The sequence below is a fragment of the Rhodococcus opacus genome, assembly GCF_012396235.1.
In the GTDB taxonomy this organism is placed as follows: Bacteria; Actinomycetota; Actinomycetes; order Mycobacteriales; family Mycobacteriaceae; genus Rhodococcus_F; species Rhodococcus_F opacus.
On sequence record NZ_JAAXPA010000017.1, the window covers coordinates 67496 to 88337 of the forward strand.

Below are 20842 nucleotides of genomic sequence, written 5' to 3' on the forward strand. Positions count from 1 at the left end.
GGAGCGGAAAAACCCTCCGGCGACACCCCGCGCATACCCTGAGATGGTGAACCGACACCTACGCCGAATCCACCGGGCCGACGAGATCGTCTTCGACCGCAGCGCCGATCTGAGCCCCTCCGAGCTCGACCGGGCCATGCGCTTCCTCAGCCGCGCGGCCGACAAGGGGCTCCTGTGGTGGTTCGTGGCGGCGGTCCTGGGACTGGTCGGCGGGCGCGCCCGCCGCGGTGGTGTGCGCGGACTGCTGTCCCTCATGATGGCGAGCGGTCTGGCCAACGGCATCCTCAAACCGCTGTTCCCCCGGCGGCGCCCGCCCGCCCGCGTATGGACGAACGTAATGCGCGGGGTGGCGATCCCCCGGTCCTCGTCGTTCCCGTCGGGACATGCCGCGTCGGCGGCGGCGTTCACCACGGGTGTCGCCCTGGAATCGCCCGCGACCGCTGCCGTCGTGGCCCCCCTTGCCGCCGCGGTCGCCTACTCCCGTGTGCACAACGGCGTGCACTGGCCGACCGACGTTGCCGCCGGACTGCTACTCGGCGGGGCCGTCGCGTCGGGCACCCGCCGCTGGTGGGCGGTGCGCACGGAGGAACCGGCAGAGCTGGGCCCCGCCGTCGACGCACCGGCACTTCGGGGCGGTGAAGATCTGCTCGTGGTGGTCAACCCGGAGTCCGGGCCCGACAGTGTCGATCCGAGTGAGGAGATCACAACCGCTCTCCCCAAGGCCGACGTGCGTGCACTCGACACCGCCCGCGATTTCGCCGAACAACTCGACGCCTGGGTGACCGACAGGAAGCCGCGCGCCCTCGGAGTGTGCGGTGGAGACGGGACCGTGGTGGCCGTCGCGTCCGCTGCAGTGCGTCACGCGTTGCCGCTGGCGGTGTTCCCGGGCGGCACGCTCAATCACTTCGCGCGGGATGCCGGCGCCGCCGACATCTCGGATACGGTGAACGCCGTCGAGACCGGGCATGCGGTTCTCGTCGATCAGGCCGTCGTCCACACCGATGTCGAGGAGCCGGCGCCGTTCCTCAACACCGCCAGTCTCGGCGGCTATCCCGACGCGGTGCGACTGCGGGAGAAGTGGCAGCCGCGGTACGGAAAGTGGCCTGCGGCATGTGTGGCGATGATCCGGATTCTCTCCGCCGCAACACCGCTCGCCGTCACCATCGACGGCAGGCCCGTGAAAGTCTGGATGCTGTTCGTGGGGAACGGTCGGTATTCCCCCGGCGATCAGGTTCCGATGTCGCGTCCCGCCATCACCGGCGGACTGCTCGACGTCCGGTACGTGCGGGCCGACCGGCGAGCGTCCCGGCCGCGGCTGCTGTTCGCTGCCGCCACCGGGACGCTCGGAAGCAGCCGGGTGTACGTGCGATCCCTCGTGCCCCGGCTCACCGTCCGCGTGGACGGCTCGCCGGTTGCACTGGCCACCGACGGTGAAGTGGTCGCCGACGCCCTGAGGTTCGACTTCCGGACGGTGCCCGAAGCGATCGCGGTGTACCGGCCTCAGTCCTGAGCGTCGGCCGGCTTCGTCTCGGTGTCCGGCTTCGACTCCGGAGCGGGCTCCGAGGCGGCCGCAGGCGCTGCGGGGATCAGCTGTTCGAGCGCGGATCCGGTTATTCGCCGGAACGCGCGGCGCGGCCGGGACTGGTCGAGCACGGCCACCTCGAGGCTGGCCATGTCGACGTTCCGCTTCTCGCCTTCCCCGGCACCGCCCTGACGCAGGGCGTTGACCGCGATGCCGACCGCCGCCTCGAGATCGAGGTCGGCACGGTACGACTCGCGCATGGCGGTCGCGATCGGCTCGGTAGTGCCACCCATCACGACGAAATGCTGTTCGTCGACGATGGATCCGTCGTAGGTGATGCGGTACAGCTGGGGCGCCTTCGGGCTGCCCACGCGTCCGACCTCCGCGACGCAGATCTCCACCTCGTACGGCTTGGGCTGCTCGGTGAAAATCGTGCCGAGGGTCTGCGCGTACGCGTTGGCCAGCGACCTGCCCGTCACGTCTCGGCGGTCGTAGGAGTAGCCGCGCATGTCGGCGTGGACGATCCCGGCGCGCCGCAGGTTCTCGAACTCGTTGTACTTGCCGACCGCTGCGAAGCCGAGTCGGTCGTACAGTTCGCTGACCTTGTGCAGCGCGGTGGAGGGATTCTCCGCGACGAACAGCACGCCGTCGCGGAACGTGAGCACCACGACGCTGCGTCCGCGGGCAATTCCCTTGCGCGCCAGTTCCGAGCGGTCCCGCATGATCTGCTCGGCGGACGCGTAATACGGCATGGTCATCGCCCAGACCCCCCTTCTTCGGTGCGCTCGGCGACGATGCGCCGAGCCAACTCGGACGTCGTCTCCTCGGACACGTGCACGGCACCGGCCTGGGTGATCGTGACCGCGGTCGGGTAGATGCCGCGGGTCAGGTCGGGCCCGCCGGTGGCCGAGTCGTCGTCGGCCGCGTCGTACAGCGATTCGATGGCCGCCCGCAGGGCGGTCTCCTCGTCGCTGTCCGGCGAGTAGATCTTCTTCAGTGCCGACTTCGCGAACAACGATCCCGAACCGACCGCGTGGTATCCGGCGCGTTCCTCGTACCGGCCGCCGACGACGTCGTACGAGACGATGCGGCCCGCCCGGGCCTCGTCGTCCGCGTCGAGGTCGTAGCCGACGAGCAGCGGGACCACTGCGAGACCCTGCATCGCCGCCCCGAGGTTGCCCCGGACCATCGACGCCAGGCGGTTGGCCTTGCCGTCGAAGGTCAGCTGAACGCCCTCGATCTTCTCGTAGTGCTCGAGTTCGACGGCGAACAGGCGGACCAGTTCGATGGCGATCCCCGCGGTGCCGGCGATACCGGCCGCCGAATATTCGTCGGTGACGTACACCTTCTCGACGTCCCGGCTGGCGATCAGGTTGCCCTGGGTCGCGCGCCGGTCGCCGGCGAGCAGGACGCCACCCTTGTAGGTGAGCGCCACGATCGTCGTTCCGTGCGGCGCGAGATCACCGCTGTCCATCCCGTCACCACCCCGTGTCGAGTGCGAACGATGGCCGATCCGATTCTCCGGCAGCAATTCTGGTGCGTGACCACGCAGATACTCGGTGAACGAGCTCAGATTCGAACCGAAACTGAGCTTCGTGTCACCGTCGCCTGTCCGCAATGCCGGTCGATCCGCCGTCACTGGCCGCCCTTCTGGACATAGGCCCGGACGAAGTCTTCGGCGTTCTCCTCGAGCACGTCGTCGATCTCGTCGAGCAGGTCGTCGGTGTCCTCGGCCAGCTTTTCGCGACGTTCCTGACCCGCGGCACCGTCACCGCCGGGGGTGTCGTCCTCGTCGCCGCCACCAGTACGTTTGGTCTGCTCTTGTGCCATCGCAGCCGACCTCCTTGTGTGAAGGGAGCTCTTCTTCCGAGCGTCCTGTCCTGCCAAGCAGTCTGACTACATCATCCGCTCGGACCTTCACCCTACCGAGCGGCGCCGCCGCACGTGTGCCGACGCGACGGCGAGTTCGGGGCAGATCCGTCCGCGACCGGTCGACGGGTCAGTTCGTGAGCTCGTCGACGAGTTCTTTCGCGGTCTCCACCGACTCCAGCAACTCCCCCACGTGCGCCTTGCTGCCCCGCAACGGCTCGAGGGTGGGGATACGGACCAGGGAGTCGCCACCGAGATCGAAGATCACCGAATCCCAGCTCGCGGCCGCGATGTCGGCGCCGAACTTGCGCAGGCACTCACCCCGGAAGTAGGCGCGGGTATCGGTGGGCGGGGTGTCGACGGCGTCGAGCACGGCCTGCTCCGAGACGAGGCGTTCCATCGACCCGCGGGCGACGAGCCGGTTGTAGAGCCCCTTGTCCAGGCGCACGTCCGAGTACTGCAGGTCGACGAGATGCAGTCGCGGTGCGGACCAGTTGAGGCCCTCCCGGTTCCGGAAACCCTCGAGCAGACGCAGCTTGGCCGGCCAGTCCAGCAGGTGAGCGCACTCCATCGGATCCCGCTCGAGGAGGTCGAGCACCATCGCCCACTTCTCCATCAGATCGGCGACGCGAGGGTCGTCGTTGCCCTCGGCGGACATGAACTTGTCGACTCGGTCCAGGTAGATCCGCTGCAAGGCAAGCCCGGTCAGTTCCCGGCCGTCGGCCAGCGCGACCGTGGCGCGCAGCGTCGGGTCGTGGCTGATGTGGTGCACGGCGGTCACCGGGCGGGCCAGCTGCAGGTCGGTGAGGTCGACGCCGGCCTCGATGAGATCGAGGACCAGAGCCGTCGTCCCGACCTTCAGGTACGTCGACATCTCGGCGAGGTTCGCGTCGCCGATGATGACGTGCAGACGCCGGTACTTGTCCGCGTCCGCGTGGGGTTCGTCGCGGGTGTTGATGATGCCGCGCTTGAGTGTCGTCTCGAGCCCGACCTCCACCTCGATGTAGTCGGCCCGCTGCGACAGCTGGAAACCGGCCTCGTCACCGGACTGGCCGATGCCCACCCGGCCCGACCCGCAGATCACCTGACGGGACGCGAAGAACGGCGTCAACCCGTTGATCACCGCGGAGAACGGCGTGGCCCGGGACATCAGGTAGTTCTCGTGGGTGCCGTACGACGCCCCCTTGCCGTCCACGTTGTTCTTGTACAGCTGCAGTCGCGGGGCGCCGGGGACGCTCGACGCGTGCCGGGCGGCCGCCTCCATCACCCGTTCGCCGGCCTTGTCCCAGATGACGGCGTCCAGGGGGTCGGTGACCTCCGGGGCCGAGTACTCGGGGTGCGCGTGATCGACGTAGAGCCGGGCGCCGTTGGTGAGGATCATGTTGGCCGCGCCGACCTCGTCGGCGTCGATCACCGGCGCCGGGCCGCTCAGCCGGCCCAGGTCGAACCCGCGGGCATCCCGGAGCGGGGATTCCACCTCGTAGTCCCATCGGGTGCGCTTGGCGCGCGGCACTCCCGCTGCCGCCGCATAGGCCAGCACCGCCTGGGTGGACGTCAAGATCGGATTGGCCGAAGGCTCGCTGGGTGAGGAGATTCCGTACTCGACTTCGACACCGATGATCCGCTGCATGCTGCCGAGCCTATGCGATCACCCACGCCACCCGGTGGCACACTCCTGCTACGCGAGCCGTCCGCTCCCGGCGGCTAGTCCGGCGAGCACTCCAGGTACTCGTCCGCCGAGATCGCCCGGAGCACCGTGCGGACCCCGGCGGGAGCCCAGGAGTGGGTGCTGTCGGTGACGATCCTCGGGCCCGTCAGGTGCACCGTCCGGCGGCGCGTCACGATGGTGCATCCGCCCGCCGCCACCACGTTTCGCACCCAGTCGCTCTGCGCACCGTAAGTCAGCGCGAACCGGTAGCGGCCGTCCACGACGAACACGTTGACGGGTGTGCGATACGTCTTGCCCGACCTGCGGCCCCGGTGCTCGACCATGGCGAAACCGGGCAGGATCGTCGCGACGTGCCGGCTCACCTGATTGGTGACGACCCGGTTGAACCGGGCGATCGAACGCGGCAACGCCATGACCTCTCACCCCTTCGGCACGGGAACGAGCACCCGACCTCGACAGTACCGAGGTCCACCGGGGGGCTGGCAGGATCGACACATGGATTCCGCACCGAACACCCCACCCGGCACGGACGAAGTGGTGGCGGTGTTCGACAGTGCGGGACGACCGGTGGGGTCCGCCGCGCGTTCCCGCGTCTACGCCGAGGGGTTGTGGCACGCGAGCGCCGGCGTCCTCGTCCGATCCGGGGACGGGAAGCGCCTCTACGTGCACCGACGCTCGGACACGAAGACGGTGTTCGCCGGACATCACGACTGCCTGGCGGGTGGGGTGGTCGATCCCGGGGAAACCCCGGAGGAGGCCGCAGCCCGGGAGTTGGCGGAGGAACTGGGCGTCACCGGAGTGGGCCTCACCCCCATCGCGGCGGTGGCGTGGGACGGGCACTGGCAGGGAATGCGGCTGCGGTGCCACCTGTACGCCTACGAGACCCACTGGGACGGACCCATCGTCCACCAGGCCAGCGAGATCGCGGCGGGCTGGTGGTGGACGCCCCACGAACTGGTGACGCATCTGCGCGACCCGCAGTGGCCGTTCGTGCCGGACACCCGGGCGCTCCTGGAGGACTACCTCGTCACACCGGACCGCTGACACACAGCCGCCTGCGCGGCGGGAACCGTGTTCGAGTTCCCGCCGCGCAGGTGGTACCGAACGGCTTACAGGTACTGGCCGGTGTTGGATTCGGTGTCGATGGCGCGGCTCGCGCTCGCGTTCTTACCGGTGACCAGTGTGCGGATGTAGACGATCCGCTCACCCTTCTTGCCCGAGATCCGGGCCCAGTCGTCGGGGTTGGTGGTGTTCGGCAGGTCCTCGTTCTCCGAGAACTCGTCGACGATGGAGTCGAACAGGTGCTGGACCCGCAGGCCCGGGGCACCGGTGTCGAGCACCGACTTGATCGCGTACTTCTTGGCGCGGTCGACGATGTTCTGGATCATCGCGCCGGAATTGAAGTCCTTGAAGTACAGGACCTCCTTGTCGCCGTTGGCGTACGTGACCTCGAGGAAGCGGTTCTCCTCGCTCTCGGCGTACATGCGGTCGACGACCCGTTCGATCATCACCCGGATGCAGGCCGTGCGGTCGCCGCCGAACTCCGCGATGTCGTCGCTGTGCACCGGCAGCGTCTCGACGAGGTACTTCGAGAAGATGTCCTGCGCCGACTCCGCGTCGGGGCGTTCGATCTTGATCTTCACGTCGAGGCGGCCGGGACGCAGGATCGCGGGGTCGATCATGTCCTCGCGGTTCGACGCGCCGATCACGATGACGTTCTCGAGTCCCTCGACGCCGTCGATCTCACTGAGCAGCTGAGGCACGACGGTGGTCTCGACGTCGGAGGAGACACCCGACCCACGGGTACGGAAGATCGAATCCATCTCGTCGAAGAACACGATCACCGGGGTGCCCTCGGACGCCTTCTCCCGGGCCCGCTGGAAGATCAGCCGAATGTGCCGCTCGGTCTCGCCGACGAACTTGTTCAGCAGCTCGGGGCCCTTGATGTTGAGGAAGTAGGACTTGGCTTCCTTGCTGTCCTGACCCCGGGCCTCCGCGATCTTCTTCGCGAGCGAGTTGGCGACCGCCTTGGCGATGAGCGTCTTACCGCACCCGGGCGGACCGTAGAGGAGCACACCCTTCGGTGGCCGCAGCTCGTATTCGTGGAACAGGTCCTTGTGGAGGAACGGCAACTCGACGGCGTCACGGATCTGCTCGATCTGCCGTCCGAGGCCGCCGATGTCGTCGTAGTGCACGTCGGGAACCTCTTCGAGGACCAGATCCTCGACCTCGGCCTTGGGGATCCGCTCGAACGCGTACCCGGCCTTGGTGTCGACGAGGAGGGAGTCGCCCGGCCGAAGTTTGCGGGTGGGCGATTCCGCGTCGTACGCGATCGACTCCCTCTCGCTCTCCTCGAAGACGGTCGCGAGGGGTTCGGCCAGCCACACGATCCGTTCCTCGTCAGCGTGGCCGACCACGAGGGCGCGCTGACCGTCGTCGAGGACCTCGCGCAACGTGCTGATCTCACCCACACGCTCGAAGTTGCCCGCTTCCACGATCGTGAGCGCCTCGTTGAGGCGCACGGTCTGGCCGAGCTTGAGGGTCTCGGCGTCGACGTTCGGGGAGCAGGTCAACCGCATCTTGCGTCCGGAGGTGAACACGTCCACGGTCTGATCGTCGTGCACTCCGAGCAGCACGCCGTACCCGCTCGGCGGCTGGCCGAGGCGATCGACTTCTTCGCGAAGGGCGATGAGCTGCTGACGGGCCTCCTTGAGGGTGTCCATCAGCTTGGTGTTCCGGATGGACAGCGAGTCCACTCGCGATTCCATCTCACGAAGCTGTTCCGGCGACTCCGCGAGCTGCCTGCGCAGTGCCGACGCCTCTGCGCGCAACGCCTCGAGCTCTCGTGCGGCCGCAACCGAATCGGGGTTCTCTGTCGAGCTCATGTGCGTCTCCTCCCAATGAGATCTATCAACGCTACCGGCACTGCCCGAATTCTGCGCCGTGACACGGATTCTGCCGATTGCGAATCGGCATACGTGACGCCCTGGGCCACCGAACCTCTCATGTTAGCCTTACCTACCTGTCGAGCAGTTTCTCTCTGTTCTGTGTAACGAAAGGGTTCGTCGTGATAGTCCGCAAGCCCCTGAACGGAACATCTTTCATCGGTAGGTCCGTAGTTGCCGTGGGCGCGGTGGTCCTCGCGCTCGGGATGTCGGCCTGCTCGTCCGACGACGCGTCCGACACCGCGGCGACGACGTCCGCGGCCACGTCGTCCGCGGCGAGCGAGGCGATTGCCGCCCCCACGTCGGACGAACTGCTCGGTACGCTCCAGGTCCTCGTGGACCCCGCCCGACCGGTCGACGAGAAGACCGTCGTGGTCGTCGACGGCGACGAACGCCGCCCGAATCTCGAGGCCATGACGGCGGCCATGGCCAACTACCCGGTGTCCTTCACGGTCACGGATGTGCAGGTAGAGGGCGATACCGCGACGGCGAACGTCGCGATCGTCAGCCCGCACGGCACGGCCGCTCCGACCGCGTGGACGTGGCAGAACGTCGACGGCACCTGGAAGGTGTCGGACGAGAGCACGTGCACCCTGCTGGGCATGGCACGCTCCGGCTGCTAGTTTTCCCTTCTTCGGCGGCGTCCTGTCCGGGCGCCGCCGAAGGCGTGTCTCAGCCCTTGCCCGACCGGCGCTGCGGCTTGGGGGTGACGGTTCCCTCGGCCAGACGCCGGGCACTCACCAGGAACGCGGTGTGGCCCTGCATCCGGTGTTCCGGGCGCACGGCGAGCCCGACGACGTGCCACCCGCGGACGATCGATTCCCAGGACCGCGGCTCGGTCCAGCACTCCTGCTCGCGCATCGCCTCGACCACCTTCGAGAGCTGCGTCACAGTGGCGACGTAGACGATGAGCACACCGCCGGGAACCAGCGCCTTGGACACCGCGGGCAGCGCGTCCCAGGGGGCGAGCATGTCGAGGACCACCCGGTCGACCTGACCGCCCGCAGCCTCGGCGTCGAACTCGGCGACGTCGGCGATGGTCAGGTCCCAGTTCTCGGGGCGTTCCCCGAAGAACGTCTCGACGTTCCGGACCGCGTGTTCGGCGTGGTCGTCGCGCACCTCGTACGAGATGACCCGGCCTTCCGGTCCGACCGCCCGCAGCAGTGAGCACGTCAGCGCGCCCGAGCCGGCGCCGGCCTCGAGCACGCGGGCGCCGGGGAAGACGTCACCCTCGTGGACGATCTGCGCGGCGTCCTTCGGGTAGATGACCTGCGCCCCACGGGGCATCGACAGGACGTAGTCGACGAGCAGCGGTCGCAGCGCGAGGTACGGGGTGCCGTTGGTCGACTTGACCACGCTGCCCTCGTCGGTGCCGATCAGGTCGTCGTGCAGGATGCCGCCGCGGTGGGTGTGGAACTCCTTGCCGGCCTCCAGGTTGACCGTGTAGTGCCGGCCCTTGGCGTCCGTCAACTGGACGCGATCGCCCACCCGAAACGGTCCGCTCGGTCGCGTTTCGCGTCCTACCATCTTCACCGACTCCTCAGCCTGTTCGTCCGGCGCCGTCCGACGCCCACACCGCGCCCCGACTCGACTGTCGGACCGGGGGCCTACCCTGCCAGGTGTGAGCATCTCAGAGTCGCCAGCCCCCGTCACACAGGGTTCCCCGTCACAACCCGGCGACACTTCGGCCACCCGCAGGCGCCCCGCCCTGTCACCGTCCCGTGCCGGCGACTTCAAGCAGTGCCCGCTCCTCTACCGTTTCCGCGCGGTCGACCGGCTCCCCGAGGCGCCGTCGCGCGCGCAGGTGAAGGGCACGGTCGTGCACGCCGCACTGGAGACCCTGTTCGGGCTGCCCGCGGCCGAACGCGTTCCGCAGAAGGCGGTCGATCTGGTCCTCCCGTCGTGGGAGCGCATTCTCGCCGAAGCCCCCGACCTGATCGACCTGGTCCCCGAGGACCAACGCGACACGTTCCTCGACGAGGCGCGGTCACTCGTCACCGCGTATTACGAGCTCGAGGACCCCACCCGGTTCGAGGCCGAATCGTGCGAACAGCGCGTCGAGACCGAACTCGCCGACGGGGTGCTGCTCCGCGGATTCGTCGACCGCATCGACGTCGCCCCCACCGGGGAGGTGCGGGTGGTCGACTACAAGACCGGCCGTGCACCACGCGAGATGTCCGAGTCCAAGGCACTGTTCCAGATGAAGTTCTACGCGCTGGTCCTGCTGCGCACCCGCGGCATCGTCCCCGCGCAGTTGCGGCTGCTGTACCTCGCGTCCGGCACGGTCCTCACCTACGCACCCGACGAGGACGAACTGCTGCGGTTCGAGCGCACGCTGTCGGCGATCTGGAAGGCCATCCTGGCGGCCGGGGTCACCGGCGATTTCCGACCCAAGCCGAGCCGGCTCTGCGACTGGTGTGATCATAAGTCCCTGTGCCCCTCGTTCGGCGGAACGCCGCCTCCCTACCCGGGATGGCCGGAGGGGCCCGCAGAAGACGCACCGGGTTTCGAGGAGATTGTCGAATGAGTTCCGAGTCCTATTACGTACCACTCGGTTCGGAAGCACTGAGTGCGCCGGAAGTGGGCTCGGACCAGAAGATCACCGTCGAGCGGTTCGACAGCACGGATCTGACGATCAGTGTGTGGGCCGAGACGATGCAGCACGGCGCTCCCCCGTCCGCGCTGCTCGTGCGGGCACTCGAGCGCTGCGCCCCACGCGACGACGTGCGTCTCACGCGGGTCGTGGTCGAGATCCTCGGTCCCATCCCGATCGCCGAACTCGAGGTCCGGTCCTGGGTGCAGCGACCGGGACGCCGGGTGGAGCTGGTGGTCGCCGAATTGTGGACCGTCGGCGACCGGCCCCGTGCCGTCGCGCGGGGCTCGGCGTGGCGGATGGAGACCGTCGACACCAGCGACGCCGTCCACGTCGTCGACCCGCCACTCGAACCGCGGTCCACCGGCCGGGACGGCAAGTTCGGCGAGGTCTGGAATTCGGGCTACCTGACGACCCTCGACTGGCGGTGGATCGCCGAGATGGGATGCGAGGGCCCGGGCAAGCTGTGGGCGAAGCCGCGGCCCGCACTGGTTCTCGGCGAGACCATGACGCCGCTCGAGCGGCTGTTCTCCATCGCGGACATCGCGAACGGTGTGGGATCGAAACTCGACCCGGCGGACTGGACGTTCCTCAACACCGACCTCACCGTGCACATCTTCCGGGTCCCCGAGGGCGACTGGGTGGGGGTCAGCTCCGAAACCTCCATCGGACCCGACGGAGTGGGCATGTGCGCGGGCGTGCTCTACGACGAGACCGGCGCCGTCGGCCGGATCGCCCAGACCGTACAGGTCCGCGCCCGCCCCTGAGCGGAGCGGGCGCGGATCGTGTTGCGGGCGGAGCGGGCGCGGATCGTGTTGCGGCAGAACGAGATCAGAGTGCGCGGCAGGACCGGATGTTGGACGCGAGGATGGCCTTGGCGCCAAGGTCCGCGAGTTCGTCCATGACTCCGTTGTGGCCCTTGATCGGCACCATCGCCCGGACCGCGACCCAGTTCTCGTCGGCGAGCGGCGACAGTGTCGGCGACTCCAGGCCCGGGGTGATCTTCAACGCGTCGTCGAGGATCGTCTTGGGGCAGTCGTAGTCGAGCATCAGGTTCTGCTGCGCGAAGACGATACCGCGCACCCGCTCGACCAGCTGGTTGCGCGCGGAATCGTCGTCGGGCGAACCGGCGCGCTCGATGAGCACGCCTTCGGAATCGCACAGGGTGTCGCCGAACGCGACCAGGTTGTGCTGGCGCAGCGTGCGGCCGGAGCCGACGACGTCGGCGATGGCGTCGGCGACGCCGAGCTGGATCGAGATCTCCACGGCGCCGTCGAGGCGGATGACCGAGGCGTCGATGCCGCGTGCGGACAGGTCGTCGCGCACCAGGTTGGGGTAGGACGTGGCGATCCGGAGTCCGGCGAGGTCCTCGACCGACCAGTCCTTGCCCGCGGGGGCGGCGTACCGGAACGTGGAACGGCCGAAGCCGAGCGACAGCCGTTCGGAGACGGAGGCCCCCGAGTCGCGGGCGAGGTCGCGGCCGGTGATGCCGAGATCGAGTTCACCGGATCCGACGTAGATCGCGATGTCCTTGGGGCGCAGGAAGAAGAACTCGACCTGATTGGACGGGTCGAGGACGGTCAGGTCACGGGAGTCGGTGCGACGGCGGTAGCCGGCCTCGCTGAGGATTTCGGCGGCGGACTCGGACAGCGAGCCCTTGTTGGGGACTGCGACGCGCAGCATGGCTGAGGGTTCCTTTCGGGAGCGGGTGGAGGAGTCTCGATCACCGATCACAGATGTCGGTAGACGTCCTCGAGCTTCAGGCCCTTACCCACCATCAGCACCTGCGTCCAGTACAGCAGCTGAGAGATCTCCTCGGCGAGTGCCTCGTCGCTCTCGTGCTCGGCGGCGATCCACACCTCACCCGCCTCTTCGAGGATCTTCTTTCCCTGCGAATGGACGCCGGCGTCCAAGGCGGCAACGGTGCCGGACCCCTCGGGGCGGGTAGCGGCACGCTCGGTCAGCTCGGCGAACAGGGATTCGAAGGTCTTCACGAGGACCCATTGTTTCACGCCGCCGCGGACCTCTCCGAACCGGTCACCACCCGAGTGTGCGGCGACTCTCGAACCGGCGGACCTCGCCCGAACGGGGGTCGGTGAACTCGATGGCCCGCGCCAGCAACCGCAGCGGCGTCGAGAAGTCGCCGGGCTCGGACCGGCGGAAGTCCGGGTAGTAGTTGTCGCCCTCGATCGGCAGCCCCAGCGACGACATGTGCAACCGCAGTTGGTGCGTCCGGCCGGTCTTCGGCAGCAGCCGGTACCGCGCGCGGCCGTCTCGGGTCTCGATCAGCTCGACTACGGTCTCGCTGTTCGGTTCTCCCGGTTCCTCCGTGGCCGTCATGATCCCGTGTTCCTTGACGATGCGGCTGCGGATGGTCCGCGGAAACGCGAGCGTCGGATCGTGTCCGGCGACGGCCTCGTATTCCTTGGTGACCTGCTGGGAGACGAACAGTTCCTGATACGGTCTGCGGTCTTCCGGCCTGATCAGGAACACCAGGACGCCGGCCGTCATCCGGTCGAGCCGGTGGGCCGGTGTGAGGTCGGGCAGGTCGAGCGCCCTCCGCAGCCGCACCACCGCCGTCTCGGTGATGTGCGCGCCCCGCGGAATGGTCGCGAGGAAATGGGGTTTGTCGATCACCACGAGGTGGTCGTCGCGGTGCAGGACGTCGATCTCGAACGGAACCGGGATCTCGGGTGCGGGGTCGCGGTAGAAGTACACGAAACGGGTCGGGGCATAACGGGTCCCGCGGTCGACCACCCTGCCGTGCTCGTCGACGACTTCCCCGCCGTCGATCAGTGACAGCCAGTGCGCGCGCTCGTCCGGGTACGTCTCGACCAGGAATTCGGCGACCGTCTTCGCGCCGACGCCTGCCGGCATCCGGATGCGGTCGGGACCGAGGCCGTTGCGGACCGGCAGGGGCGCCCCCGCCACCTCAGCCCGCCCGATTCTCGGTGCAGCCGGCGCAGACGAGCACCAGTTCGCGGCCCCGGTCGTCCGGCAGATTCTCGTACCGGGACGTCGGACCCCCGCACTTGCTGCAGCGCCCCAGAGTCTTGGCCTGATCGCTGAACTCGATGTTCATCCGTTTGTCGAAGACGTACAGCGACCCCTCCCACAGGCCCGTGTCACCGAACGCCTCGCCGTAGCGGACGATACCGCCGTCCAGCTGGTAGACCTCGCCGAACCCGCGCGAGCGCATCAGCGAGGACAGGACCTCGCACCGCACTCCCCCGGTGCAGTAGGTGACGACGGCCTTGTCCTTCAGATGGTCGTATTTGCCGCTGTCGAGTTCGTGCACGAACTCGCGCGTGGTGGACACGTCGGGCACGACGGCGTCCCGGAATCGGCCGATCTCCGCCTCGAAACCGTTGCGCCCGTCGAAGAAGACGACGTCGTCACCGCGACCCTCGACCAGGCGGTGCACCTCGTGGGGCGCGAGGTGGGTGCCGCCGCCGACGACACCGTACGCATCCACCTTCAGCTCGCCCGGCGCACCGAACGTCACGATCTCCGATCGCACCTTGACGCTCAGCCGCGGGAAGTCGTCACCGAGCCCGTTCGACCACTTGATGTCGGCGTCCTTGAACGGGGCGTAGCTGCGGGTCCCCTTCACGTACCGCTTGACGTCGTGGATGTCACCGCCGACCGTCGCGTTGATGCCGTGCTCGGAGACGAGGATCCGTCCGGTCAGGTTGTTCGCCTCGGCGAGTGTGTACTGCCACAGCCGTATCGCCTCCGGGTCGGCGAGCGGAGTGAACACGTAGAACAGCACGATTTTCGGGACAGCCACGGGAAACCAGACTACCTAGAGACGGACGGCACTCCGCTGCGCCCACACCTCGGCCAGGTCGGAACCGGTGAGACCCTCGAGACTGTCCCGGAACACCCGCCCCGGGCCGTCGGCCACCGCGATCTCGCACGGAACGATCAGGACGACGCACCCCGCGGCCTGCGCGGACGCCGCACCGGTGGGCGAGTCCTCGATGGCGAGGCACTGCGACGGATCCAGTCCCAGCAGTTCCGCGCCCCGCAGGTACGGGTCGGGATGCGGTTTGCCTGCCGGCACCTCGTCGCCGCACACGGAGTGGTCGAAGTGGTGCCTGCCGAGCGTCTCGAGTGCCCGCTCGGTGAGCCGGCGCTCGGTGTTGGTCACCAGCGCCGACCTCAGGCCGTGCGACCGGACGGTCCGCAGTGCGTCGTGGGCGCCCGGCCGCCACGGGATCCCGTCGCCGAACAATTCCTCGACGCGGGTGAACATCCATTCCTTGGCCTCGGCGAGCGCCGCCGGATCCCGGTCGAGCCCGAGGGCGTCGAAGATGACGCCGAGGGCGTTGGCGCTGGACGCGCCGATCGTCTTCAGCCGCGTCTCCTCGGTCATCGGACCGCCGAGGTGCAGCGACAACTCGCGGACCGCGACGTCCCACATCTTCTCGGAATCGAGCAGCGTTCCGTCCATGTCCCACAGAACACCTGCGAGACCGTCGAATGCATCAGACATTGAAGTACTTCGCTTCCGGGTGGTGCAGCACGAACGCATCCGTGGACTGCTCGGGATGCAACTGCAATTCCTCGGACAACTTCACACCGATCCGTTCGGGTTCGAGCAGAGCGACCATCTTCGCGCGGTCCTCCAGGTTGGGGCAGGCACCGTATCCGAAGGAGTAGCGGGCACCGCGGTAGGCGAGGTCGAAGAATCCGGACACCTCGGACGGGTCCTGCTCGGCCACGTTGTGACCGCCGGGCAGCACGAGTTCCTCGCGGACCCGTTGATGCCAGTACTCGGCCAGCGATTCCGTCAGCTGCACGCCGATGCCGTGCACCTCGAGGTAGTCGCGGTACGCGTTGGCGGCGAACAGCTCGTTCGCGAAGTCCGCGATCGGCTGCCCCATGGTGACGAGCTGCATCGGGAACACGTCGACCTGACCGGTCTCCTTCGCCTCGGTGCGGGACCGGACGAAGTCGGCGACGCACAGGAAACGGTCGCGGTGCTGGCGCGGGAACGTGAACCGGAAGCGTTCCTCCGCGTCGGGTGTCGGGTCGGTGAGCACGACCACGTCGTCGCCCTCGGACACGGCGGGGAAGTAGCCGTACACGACGGCGGCGTGCGCGAGGATTCCCTCGGTGCTCAGCCGGTCGAGCCAGTACCGCAGGCGGGGTCGGCCCTCGGTCTCCACCAGTTCCTCGTAGGTGGGACCGTCGCCGGAACGCTGCCCGCGCAGACCCCACTGCCCGAGGAACAGGGCGCGCTCGTCCAGCAGCCCGGAGTAGTCCGACAGCGAGACGCCCTTGACGATCCGGTTGCCCCAGAACGGCGGGCTCGGGACGACGATGTCAGTGGCCACGTCGGATCGCTCCGGCACCTCGATCGGGGTCTCGGCCGCCTTGCGCTTCTCCGCGATCCGCTTGGACCGCTCGTGCCGTGCCTTCCGTTCGGCCGCCTTCTCGCGGGCCGCGATCGCTTCCGGACTGTCCGGGTCGGGTCCGCCGCCACGCTTGACGGCCATGATCTCGTCCATCCGGTGCAGGCCCTCGAACGCGTCACGCGCGTAGCTGACGTCGCCCTCGTACACCTCGGCCAGGTCGTTCTCCACGTAGGAACGGGTCAGCGCGGCACCGCCGAGGAGGACGGGAAACTTCTCCGCGACACCCTTGGCGTTGAGTTCCTGCAGGTTGTCCTTCATCACCACGGTCGACTTCACGAGCAGCCCGGACATGCCGATGACGTCGGCCTTCTGCTCGATCGCCGCGTCGAGGATCGTCGCGATCGGCTGCTTGATGCCCAGGTTCACCACGTCGTACCCGTTGTTGCTCAGGATGATGTCGACGAGGTTCTTGCCGATGTCGTGGACGTCGCCCTTCACGGTGGCGATGACGATGCGGCCCTTGCCGTCCTCGTCGGTGGCCTCCATGTGCGGTTCGAGGTATGCCACGGCCGCCTTCATCACCTCGGCGGACTGCAGCACGAACGGCAGCTGCATCTGCCCGGACCCGAAGAGTTCGCCGACGGTCTTCATGCCGGACAGCAGCGTCTCGTTGATGATCGCGAGCGGCGGCTTCTCCTCCATCGCCGCGGTGAGGTCGTCGTCGAGGCCGTTGCGTTCACCGTCGACGATGCGGCGTTCCAGCCGCTCGAACAGCGGCAGCGCCGCCAGTTCCTGGGCGCGGGATTCGCGCGCCGACGCCGCGGAGACGCCCTCGAACAGTTCCATCAGCTTCTGCAGCGGGTCGTAGCCCTCGCGGCGGCGGTCGTACACCAGGTCGAGGGCCGTTTCCCGCTGTTCGTCGGGGATCCGCGCCATCGGCAGGATCTTCGACGCGTGCACGATGGCCGTGTCCAGGCCGGCCTCGGTGCACTCGTGCAGGAACACCGAGTTCAGGACCTGCCGGGCCGCCGGGTTGAGACCGAACGAGATGTTGGACACGCCGAGGGTGAAGTGCACCCGCGGATGCCGCTTCTTCAGCTCGCGGATCGCCTCGATCGTTTCGATGCCGTCGCGGCGGACCTCTTCCTGACCGGTAGAGATCGGGAAGGTCAGCGCGTCGATGATGATGTCGGACTCGTCGAGGCCCCAGTTCACCGTGAGGTCTTCGAGCAGACGCTCGGCGATGCGGACCTTGTGCTCCGCGGTGCGCGCCTGGCCCTCCTCGTCGATGGTCAGCGCGACGACGGCGGCGCCGTGCTCCGTGACGAGCCGCATGATCTTCTGGAACCGCGAGTCCGGTCCGTCGCCGTCCTCGTAGTTGACCGAGTTCACGGCGCACCGGCCGCCGAGGTGCTCGAGGCCGGCCTGCAGGACCGCGGGCTCGGTGGAGTCGAGCATGATCGGCAGCGTCGACGACGTCGCGAACCGGCTTGCGAGGGCGGCCATGTCGACGGCACCGTCGCGTCCGACGTAGTCGACGTTGAGGTCGAGCATGTGGGCGCCGTCGCGGGTCTGGTCCTTCGCGATGTCGAGGCACTTCTGATAGTCCTCGGCGATCATCGCCTCACGAAATGCCTTGGAGCCGTTGGTGTTCGTGCGTTCACCGATCATCAGGATGCTGGCGTCCTGCTGGAACGGCACCGCCGTGTACAGCGAGGACGTCCCCGACTCGTGCACCGGGTTCCGCTCGGCCTTCTCGACCAGGCGGACCGCTTCGGCCACCTGCCGGATGTGCTCCGGGGTGGTGCCGCAGCAGCCGCCGACCAGACCGAGACCGAACTCGGTGACGAAACCGCTGAGCGCCTCGGCGAGCTCCTCCGCGGTGAGCGGGTACTCGGCGCCGTTCGGGCCGAGCTGCGGCAGTCCGGCGTTGGGCATCACCGACACCGGGAGAGAGCTGTACTTGGACAGGTGGCGGAGATGTTCGCTCATCTCGGCGGGTCCGGTCGCACAGTTGAGGCCGATCATGTCGATACCGAGCGGCTCGAGCGCGGTCAGCGCGGCACCGATCTCGCTGCCGAGGAGCATCGTGCCGGTGGTCTCGACCGTGACGTGGGTGATGATCGGCAGCCGCGACCCCAGCGTCTCCATCGCCCGCTGACTGCCGAGGATGGCGGCCTTCACCTGCAACAGGTCCTGGCAGGTCTCGACGAGGATCGCGTCCGCTCCCCCGTCGATCATGCCCATCGCAGCCTCCGCGTAGGCGTCGCGGAGGACCGCGAACGGCGCGTGGCCCAGCGTCGGCAGCTTGGTTCCGGGTCCCATCGAGCCGAGGACGAAGCGGCCCATGCCGTCGCGTCCGGGCCCCATCTCGTCGGCCACGTCACGCGCCAGCCGGGTGCCCTTCTCGGCCAGTTCCCGGATGCGGTCCGAAATGTCGTAATCGGCGAGGTTGGGTAGGTTGCACCCGAACGTGTTGGTCTCGACGGCGTCCGCCCCGGCCTCGAAGTACGCGCGGTGGATGTCTTTCAGCACGTCAGGGCGGGTGTCGTTGAGGATTTCGTTGCAGCCTTCGAGCCCGAGGAAGTCGTCGAGCGTGAGGTCCGCGGCCTGCAACATGGTGCCCATGGCTCCGTCGCCGATGACAACGCGCTGGTTCAACGCATCGAGCAGGGCAGAGTGAAATGGCGCAGACATGCCGTCCAGACTAGTGGGCGCGCGAACCAATGCTGGCCGTAGGCTGGGTGGGTGAGTTCCAGTGAGTTCCCCGTCACGCCTGCGGGCCGCGCCGACGACACCCCCGACACCGCGGATGCCGGTGCGGCGGACAGTGGCGTGCCCGTACTTCGTGACCCTGTCCTCGTCGCCGCCTTCGAGGGCTGGAACGACGCCGGCGACGCCGCGAGCGGAGCCGTCGAGCACCTCGAGTTGACCTGGGACGCCCAGCCGCTCGCCGAGCTGGACTCCGAGGAATACTACGACTACCAGGTCAATCGACCCACGGTGCGGCAGGTCGACGGTGTCACCCGGGAGATCGTGTGGCCCGCCACCCGCCTGTCGGTGTGCTCGCCTCCCGGCAGCGACCGCGACGTGGTTCTGCTGCGCGGGATCGAACCGAACATGCGCTGGCGCAGCTTCTGCGAGGACCTCCTCGAGCTGATCGATCAGCTGCAGATCAACACCGTGGTGATCCTCGGGGCACTGCTCGCGGACACCCCGCACACGCGGCCGGTCCCGGTGACGGGCAGCGCGTACAGCAGCGAGGCCGCCGAGCGGTTCAAGCTCGAACAGACCCGCTACGAGGGGCCGACCGGGATCACCGGGGTGCTGCAGGACGCGTGCGTCCGAGCCGGTGTGCCTGCCGTGTCGTTCTGGGCGGCCGTGCCCCACTATGTGTCCCAGCCGCCGAATCCGAAGGCCACGGTGGCGCTGCTGCAACGCGTCGAGGATGTCCTGGACATCGAGGTGCCCCTCGGGGAACTCCCGGCCCAGGCCGACGACTGGCAGGAAGCGGTCACCGAGATGACCGCGGACGACGAGGAGATCGGCGAGTACGTCCGCTCACTCGAGGAGCGCGGCGACGCCGAGACCGACATCTCCGACGCCATCTCGAAGATCGACGGTGACGCGCTGGCGGCCGAGTTCGAGCGGTATCTCCGCAGGCGTGGGCCCGGCAGCTTCGGGCTGTGACGAAGAACTCATCCGAGTCGCTTCGTTCCTCGCTCCAGCGCACGGCGCTCTACGCCGGCGGTTTCCTCGGTCCGTTCGGCGGCGGGGTCGTCGCCTCGATCCTTCCCGAGATCGGTGACGACCTCGGCGTGAGTGCGTCCGCCGCGGCCGGCTCGCTGACCGCGTACCTGCTGCCGTTCGCGTTGCTGATGCTGGTATCGGGCACGCTGGGCGCCCGGTGGGGGCAGACGCGGACCGTGCGGATCGCGTACGGCGTCTACCTGCTGTCGTCGCTGGCGTGTTTCGTGGCGCCGACGCTGCCGCTCTTTCTCGGCGCCCGTGTGCTCCAGGGGTGTTCGAACTCGTTCACGACGCCGCTGCTGCTGGCGGCGCTCGCCGCCTCGACTCCGAAGAAACATCTCGGCCGGGCACTGGGAATCTTCGGCGCCTTCCAAGCCGCGGGACAGTCGAGCGCGCCGCTCGTCGGCGGGCTCGCGGCGGAGGTCGACTGGCGTCTCGCATTCCTCGTCATCGCCCTCGTCGCCGCGGTGCTGGGTCTGATCGGTGTTCCCGACAGTGCTCCCGCCGAGCCGGGGGCACCGCGCCCGCGACTGCGCGACGCCCTCACCCCGTCGGTGCTGAGAATCGGGGCGGTCGCACTCCTCGGCTGGGGTGCGCTCGGTGGGCTGAGCTTCCTGGTCGCGTTCCGCGCCGAGGACGCCTTCGGGCTGAGCCCGACCCAGCGTGGGCTGCTGCTCACGGGGTTCGGCGTCGCCGGCATCCTCACCGCACGCTTCGTCGGCGGTGTCATCGACAAGATCGGGGCCCGGGCGGCCGTCCTGATCGGCGCGTTCGGCGGCGCGATTCTCGTCGCGGCCACCGGGACCGTGTCCCTCCTCGCGGTCGCGGCCGTGGCGTGGTTCGCGGCCGGAATCGCCGGTCAGTTCATCCTGGTGGGGGTCAACGCCGCCGTGCTGGGTTCGCCGGGCCCGAACCGGGGCGGCGCGGTATCCGTCGTGCAGGCGCTGCGATTCATGGGCAACGCGCTCGCCCCGATCACCCTCACCCCGGTGTATTCGGTGTCGCCCGCGGCCGGTTTCCTGCTGCCCGCCCTGCTCCTCGCCGTGCTGGCCCCGCTGCTCATGCCCCGCGACCGCGCACCTGCCTGACACGACTTCCGGGAGGGCTGTGAGGTGTTCCTGATTCCCACGT

20 protein-coding genes are annotated in these 20842 nt (G+C 68.4%); 7 read left to right on the top strand and 13 right to left on the bottom strand.

What is annotated here, in order from left to right; translation table 11 throughout:
• Positions 1-43: 43 nt before the first annotated feature.
• Complete coding sequence (locus tag HGB39_RS22325; RefSeq protein ID WP_054246573.1) at positions 44-1510, top strand: phosphatase PAP2 family protein; 1467 nt, start codon at positions 44-46, stop codon at positions 1508-1510.
• Here the strand turns inward: HGB39_RS22325 and prcA are convergent.
• The 5 genes from prcA to HGB39_RS22350 form a co-directional block, all read right to left on the bottom strand.
• Positions 1501-2280 (bottom strand): proteasome subunit alpha, encoded by a 780-nt coding sequence (gene prcA / locus HGB39_RS22330; protein WP_005256287.1) that lies wholly within the window; start codon positions 2278-2280, stop codon positions 1501-1503. The genes HGB39_RS22325 and prcA overlap by 10 nt on opposite strands.
• Positions 2277-3161: a proteasome subunit beta gene (gene prcB / locus HGB39_RS22335; protein ID WP_005256288.1), complete on the bottom strand. Its 885-nt coding sequence runs from the start codon at positions 3159-3161 to the stop codon at positions 2277-2279. The genes prcA and prcB overlap by 4 nt, the downstream gene beginning before the upstream one ends.
• On the bottom strand, positions 3158-3352 hold the full coding sequence (locus HGB39_RS22340; RefSeq protein WP_005242990.1) for a ubiquitin-like protein Pup: 195 nt from the start codon (positions 3350-3352) through the stop codon (positions 3158-3160). Before HGB39_RS22340 ends, prcB begins: the two co-directional genes overlap by 4 nt.
• Before the next feature lie 169 nt (positions 3353-3521).
• Positions 3522-5021: a depupylase/deamidase Dop gene (dop, locus tag HGB39_RS22345; protein ID WP_005242993.1), complete on the bottom strand. Its 1500-nt coding sequence runs from the start codon at positions 5019-5021 to the stop codon at positions 3522-3524.
• A gap of 74 nt (positions 5022-5095) precedes the next feature.
• Positions 5096-5473 (bottom strand): nitroreductase family deazaflavin-dependent oxidoreductase, encoded by a 378-nt coding sequence (locus HGB39_RS22350; protein ID WP_005573978.1) that lies wholly within the window; start codon positions 5471-5473, stop codon positions 5096-5098.
• An 82-nt stretch (positions 5474-5555) separates the two neighbouring features.
• Between HGB39_RS22350 and HGB39_RS22355 the strand changes: the two genes are divergently transcribed.
• Positions 5556-6104 (top strand): NUDIX domain-containing protein, encoded by a 549-nt coding sequence (locus HGB39_RS22355; protein ID WP_005573976.1) that lies wholly within the window; start codon positions 5556-5558, stop codon positions 6102-6104.
• Positions 6105-6169: 65 nt separating this feature from the next.
• On the opposite strand, the gene arc is transcribed toward HGB39_RS22355, so the two are convergent.
• On the bottom strand, positions 6170-7945 hold the full coding sequence (gene arc / locus HGB39_RS22360) for a proteasome ATPase (protein ID WP_005256296.1): 1776 nt from the start codon (positions 7943-7945) through the stop codon (positions 6170-6172).
• 182 nt (positions 7946-8127) lie between these two features.
• Here arc and HGB39_RS22365 point away from each other — a divergent pair, with 182 nt between their 5' ends.
• The gene (locus tag HGB39_RS22365; RefSeq protein ID WP_064080445.1) at positions 8128-8628 is read left to right on the top strand and encodes a WKL family lipoprotein; all 501 of its coding nucleotides are present in this window, start codon (positions 8128-8130) and stop codon (positions 8626-8628) included.
• 49 nt (positions 8629-8677) lie between these two features.
• Here the strand turns inward: HGB39_RS22365 and HGB39_RS22370 are convergent, their stop codons facing one another.
• The gene (locus HGB39_RS22370; RefSeq protein ID WP_043793627.1) at positions 8678-9532 is read right to left on the bottom strand and encodes a tRNA (adenine-N1)-methyltransferase; all 855 of its coding nucleotides are present in this window, start codon (positions 9530-9532) and stop codon (positions 8678-8680) included.
• A gap of 94 nt (positions 9533-9626) precedes the next feature.
• Here HGB39_RS22370 and HGB39_RS22375 point away from each other — a divergent pair, with 94 nt between their 5' ends.
• Entirely contained in the window at positions 9627-10532 is a 906-nt protein-coding gene (locus tag HGB39_RS22375) for a RecB family exonuclease (protein WP_005573973.1), read from the top strand.
• Complete coding sequence (locus HGB39_RS22380; protein WP_054246576.1) at positions 10529-11365, top strand: thioesterase family protein; 837 nt, start codon at positions 10529-10531, stop codon at positions 11363-11365. The genes HGB39_RS22375 and HGB39_RS22380 overlap by 4 nt, the downstream gene beginning before the upstream one ends.
• Before the next feature lie 64 nt (positions 11366-11429).
• On the opposite strand, the gene hisG is transcribed toward HGB39_RS22380, so the two are convergent.
• The 6 genes from hisG to metH are packed head-to-tail and all read right to left on the bottom strand — an operon-like array spanning position 11430 to position 18658.
• Positions 11430-12281 (bottom strand): ATP phosphoribosyltransferase, encoded by an 852-nt coding sequence (hisG, locus tag HGB39_RS22385; RefSeq protein WP_005562927.1) that lies wholly within the window; start codon positions 12279-12281, stop codon positions 11430-11432.
• Between the two features lie 47 nt (positions 12282-12328).
• On the bottom strand, positions 12329-12610 hold the full coding sequence (locus HGB39_RS22390; RefSeq protein WP_009473527.1) for a phosphoribosyl-ATP diphosphatase: 282 nt from the start codon (positions 12608-12610) through the stop codon (positions 12329-12331).
• A 25-nt stretch (positions 12611-12635) separates the two neighbouring features.
• Positions 12636-13529 carry a pseudouridine synthase gene (locus HGB39_RS22395; RefSeq protein WP_005562925.1) on the bottom strand — a complete coding sequence of 298 codons (894 nt, stop codon included), beginning with the start codon at positions 13527-13529 and terminating at the stop codon, positions 12636-12638.
• Between the two features lies 1 nt (position 13530).
• On the bottom strand, positions 13531-14388 hold the full coding sequence (gene trhO / locus HGB39_RS22400) for an oxygen-dependent tRNA uridine(34) hydroxylase TrhO (protein WP_064080444.1): 858 nt from the start codon (positions 14386-14388) through the stop codon (positions 13531-13533).
• A gap of 15 nt (positions 14389-14403) precedes the next feature.
• Positions 14404-15096, bottom strand: coding sequence for an HAD family hydrolase (locus tag HGB39_RS22405; protein ID WP_005243022.1), 693 nt, complete (start codon positions 15094-15096; stop codon positions 14404-14406).
• On the bottom strand, positions 15089-18658 hold the full coding sequence (metH, locus tag HGB39_RS22410; RefSeq protein ID WP_005562922.1) for a methionine synthase: 3570 nt from the start codon (positions 18656-18658) through the stop codon (positions 15089-15091). Before metH ends, HGB39_RS22405 begins: the two co-directional genes overlap by 8 nt.
• 51 nt (positions 18659-18709) lie before the next feature.
• Here metH and HGB39_RS22415 point away from each other — a divergent pair, with 51 nt between their 5' ends.
• Positions 18710-19651 carry a PAC2 family protein gene (locus tag HGB39_RS22415; protein WP_005256316.1) on the top strand — a complete coding sequence of 314 codons (942 nt, stop codon included), beginning with the start codon at positions 18710-18712 and terminating at the stop codon, positions 19649-19651.
• On the top strand, positions 19648-20799 hold the full coding sequence (locus HGB39_RS22420; RefSeq protein WP_005562921.1) for an MFS transporter: 1152 nt from the start codon (positions 19648-19650) through the stop codon (positions 20797-20799). The genes HGB39_RS22415 and HGB39_RS22420 overlap by 4 nt, the downstream gene beginning before the upstream one ends.
• Positions 20800-20842: the final 43 nt, after the last annotated feature.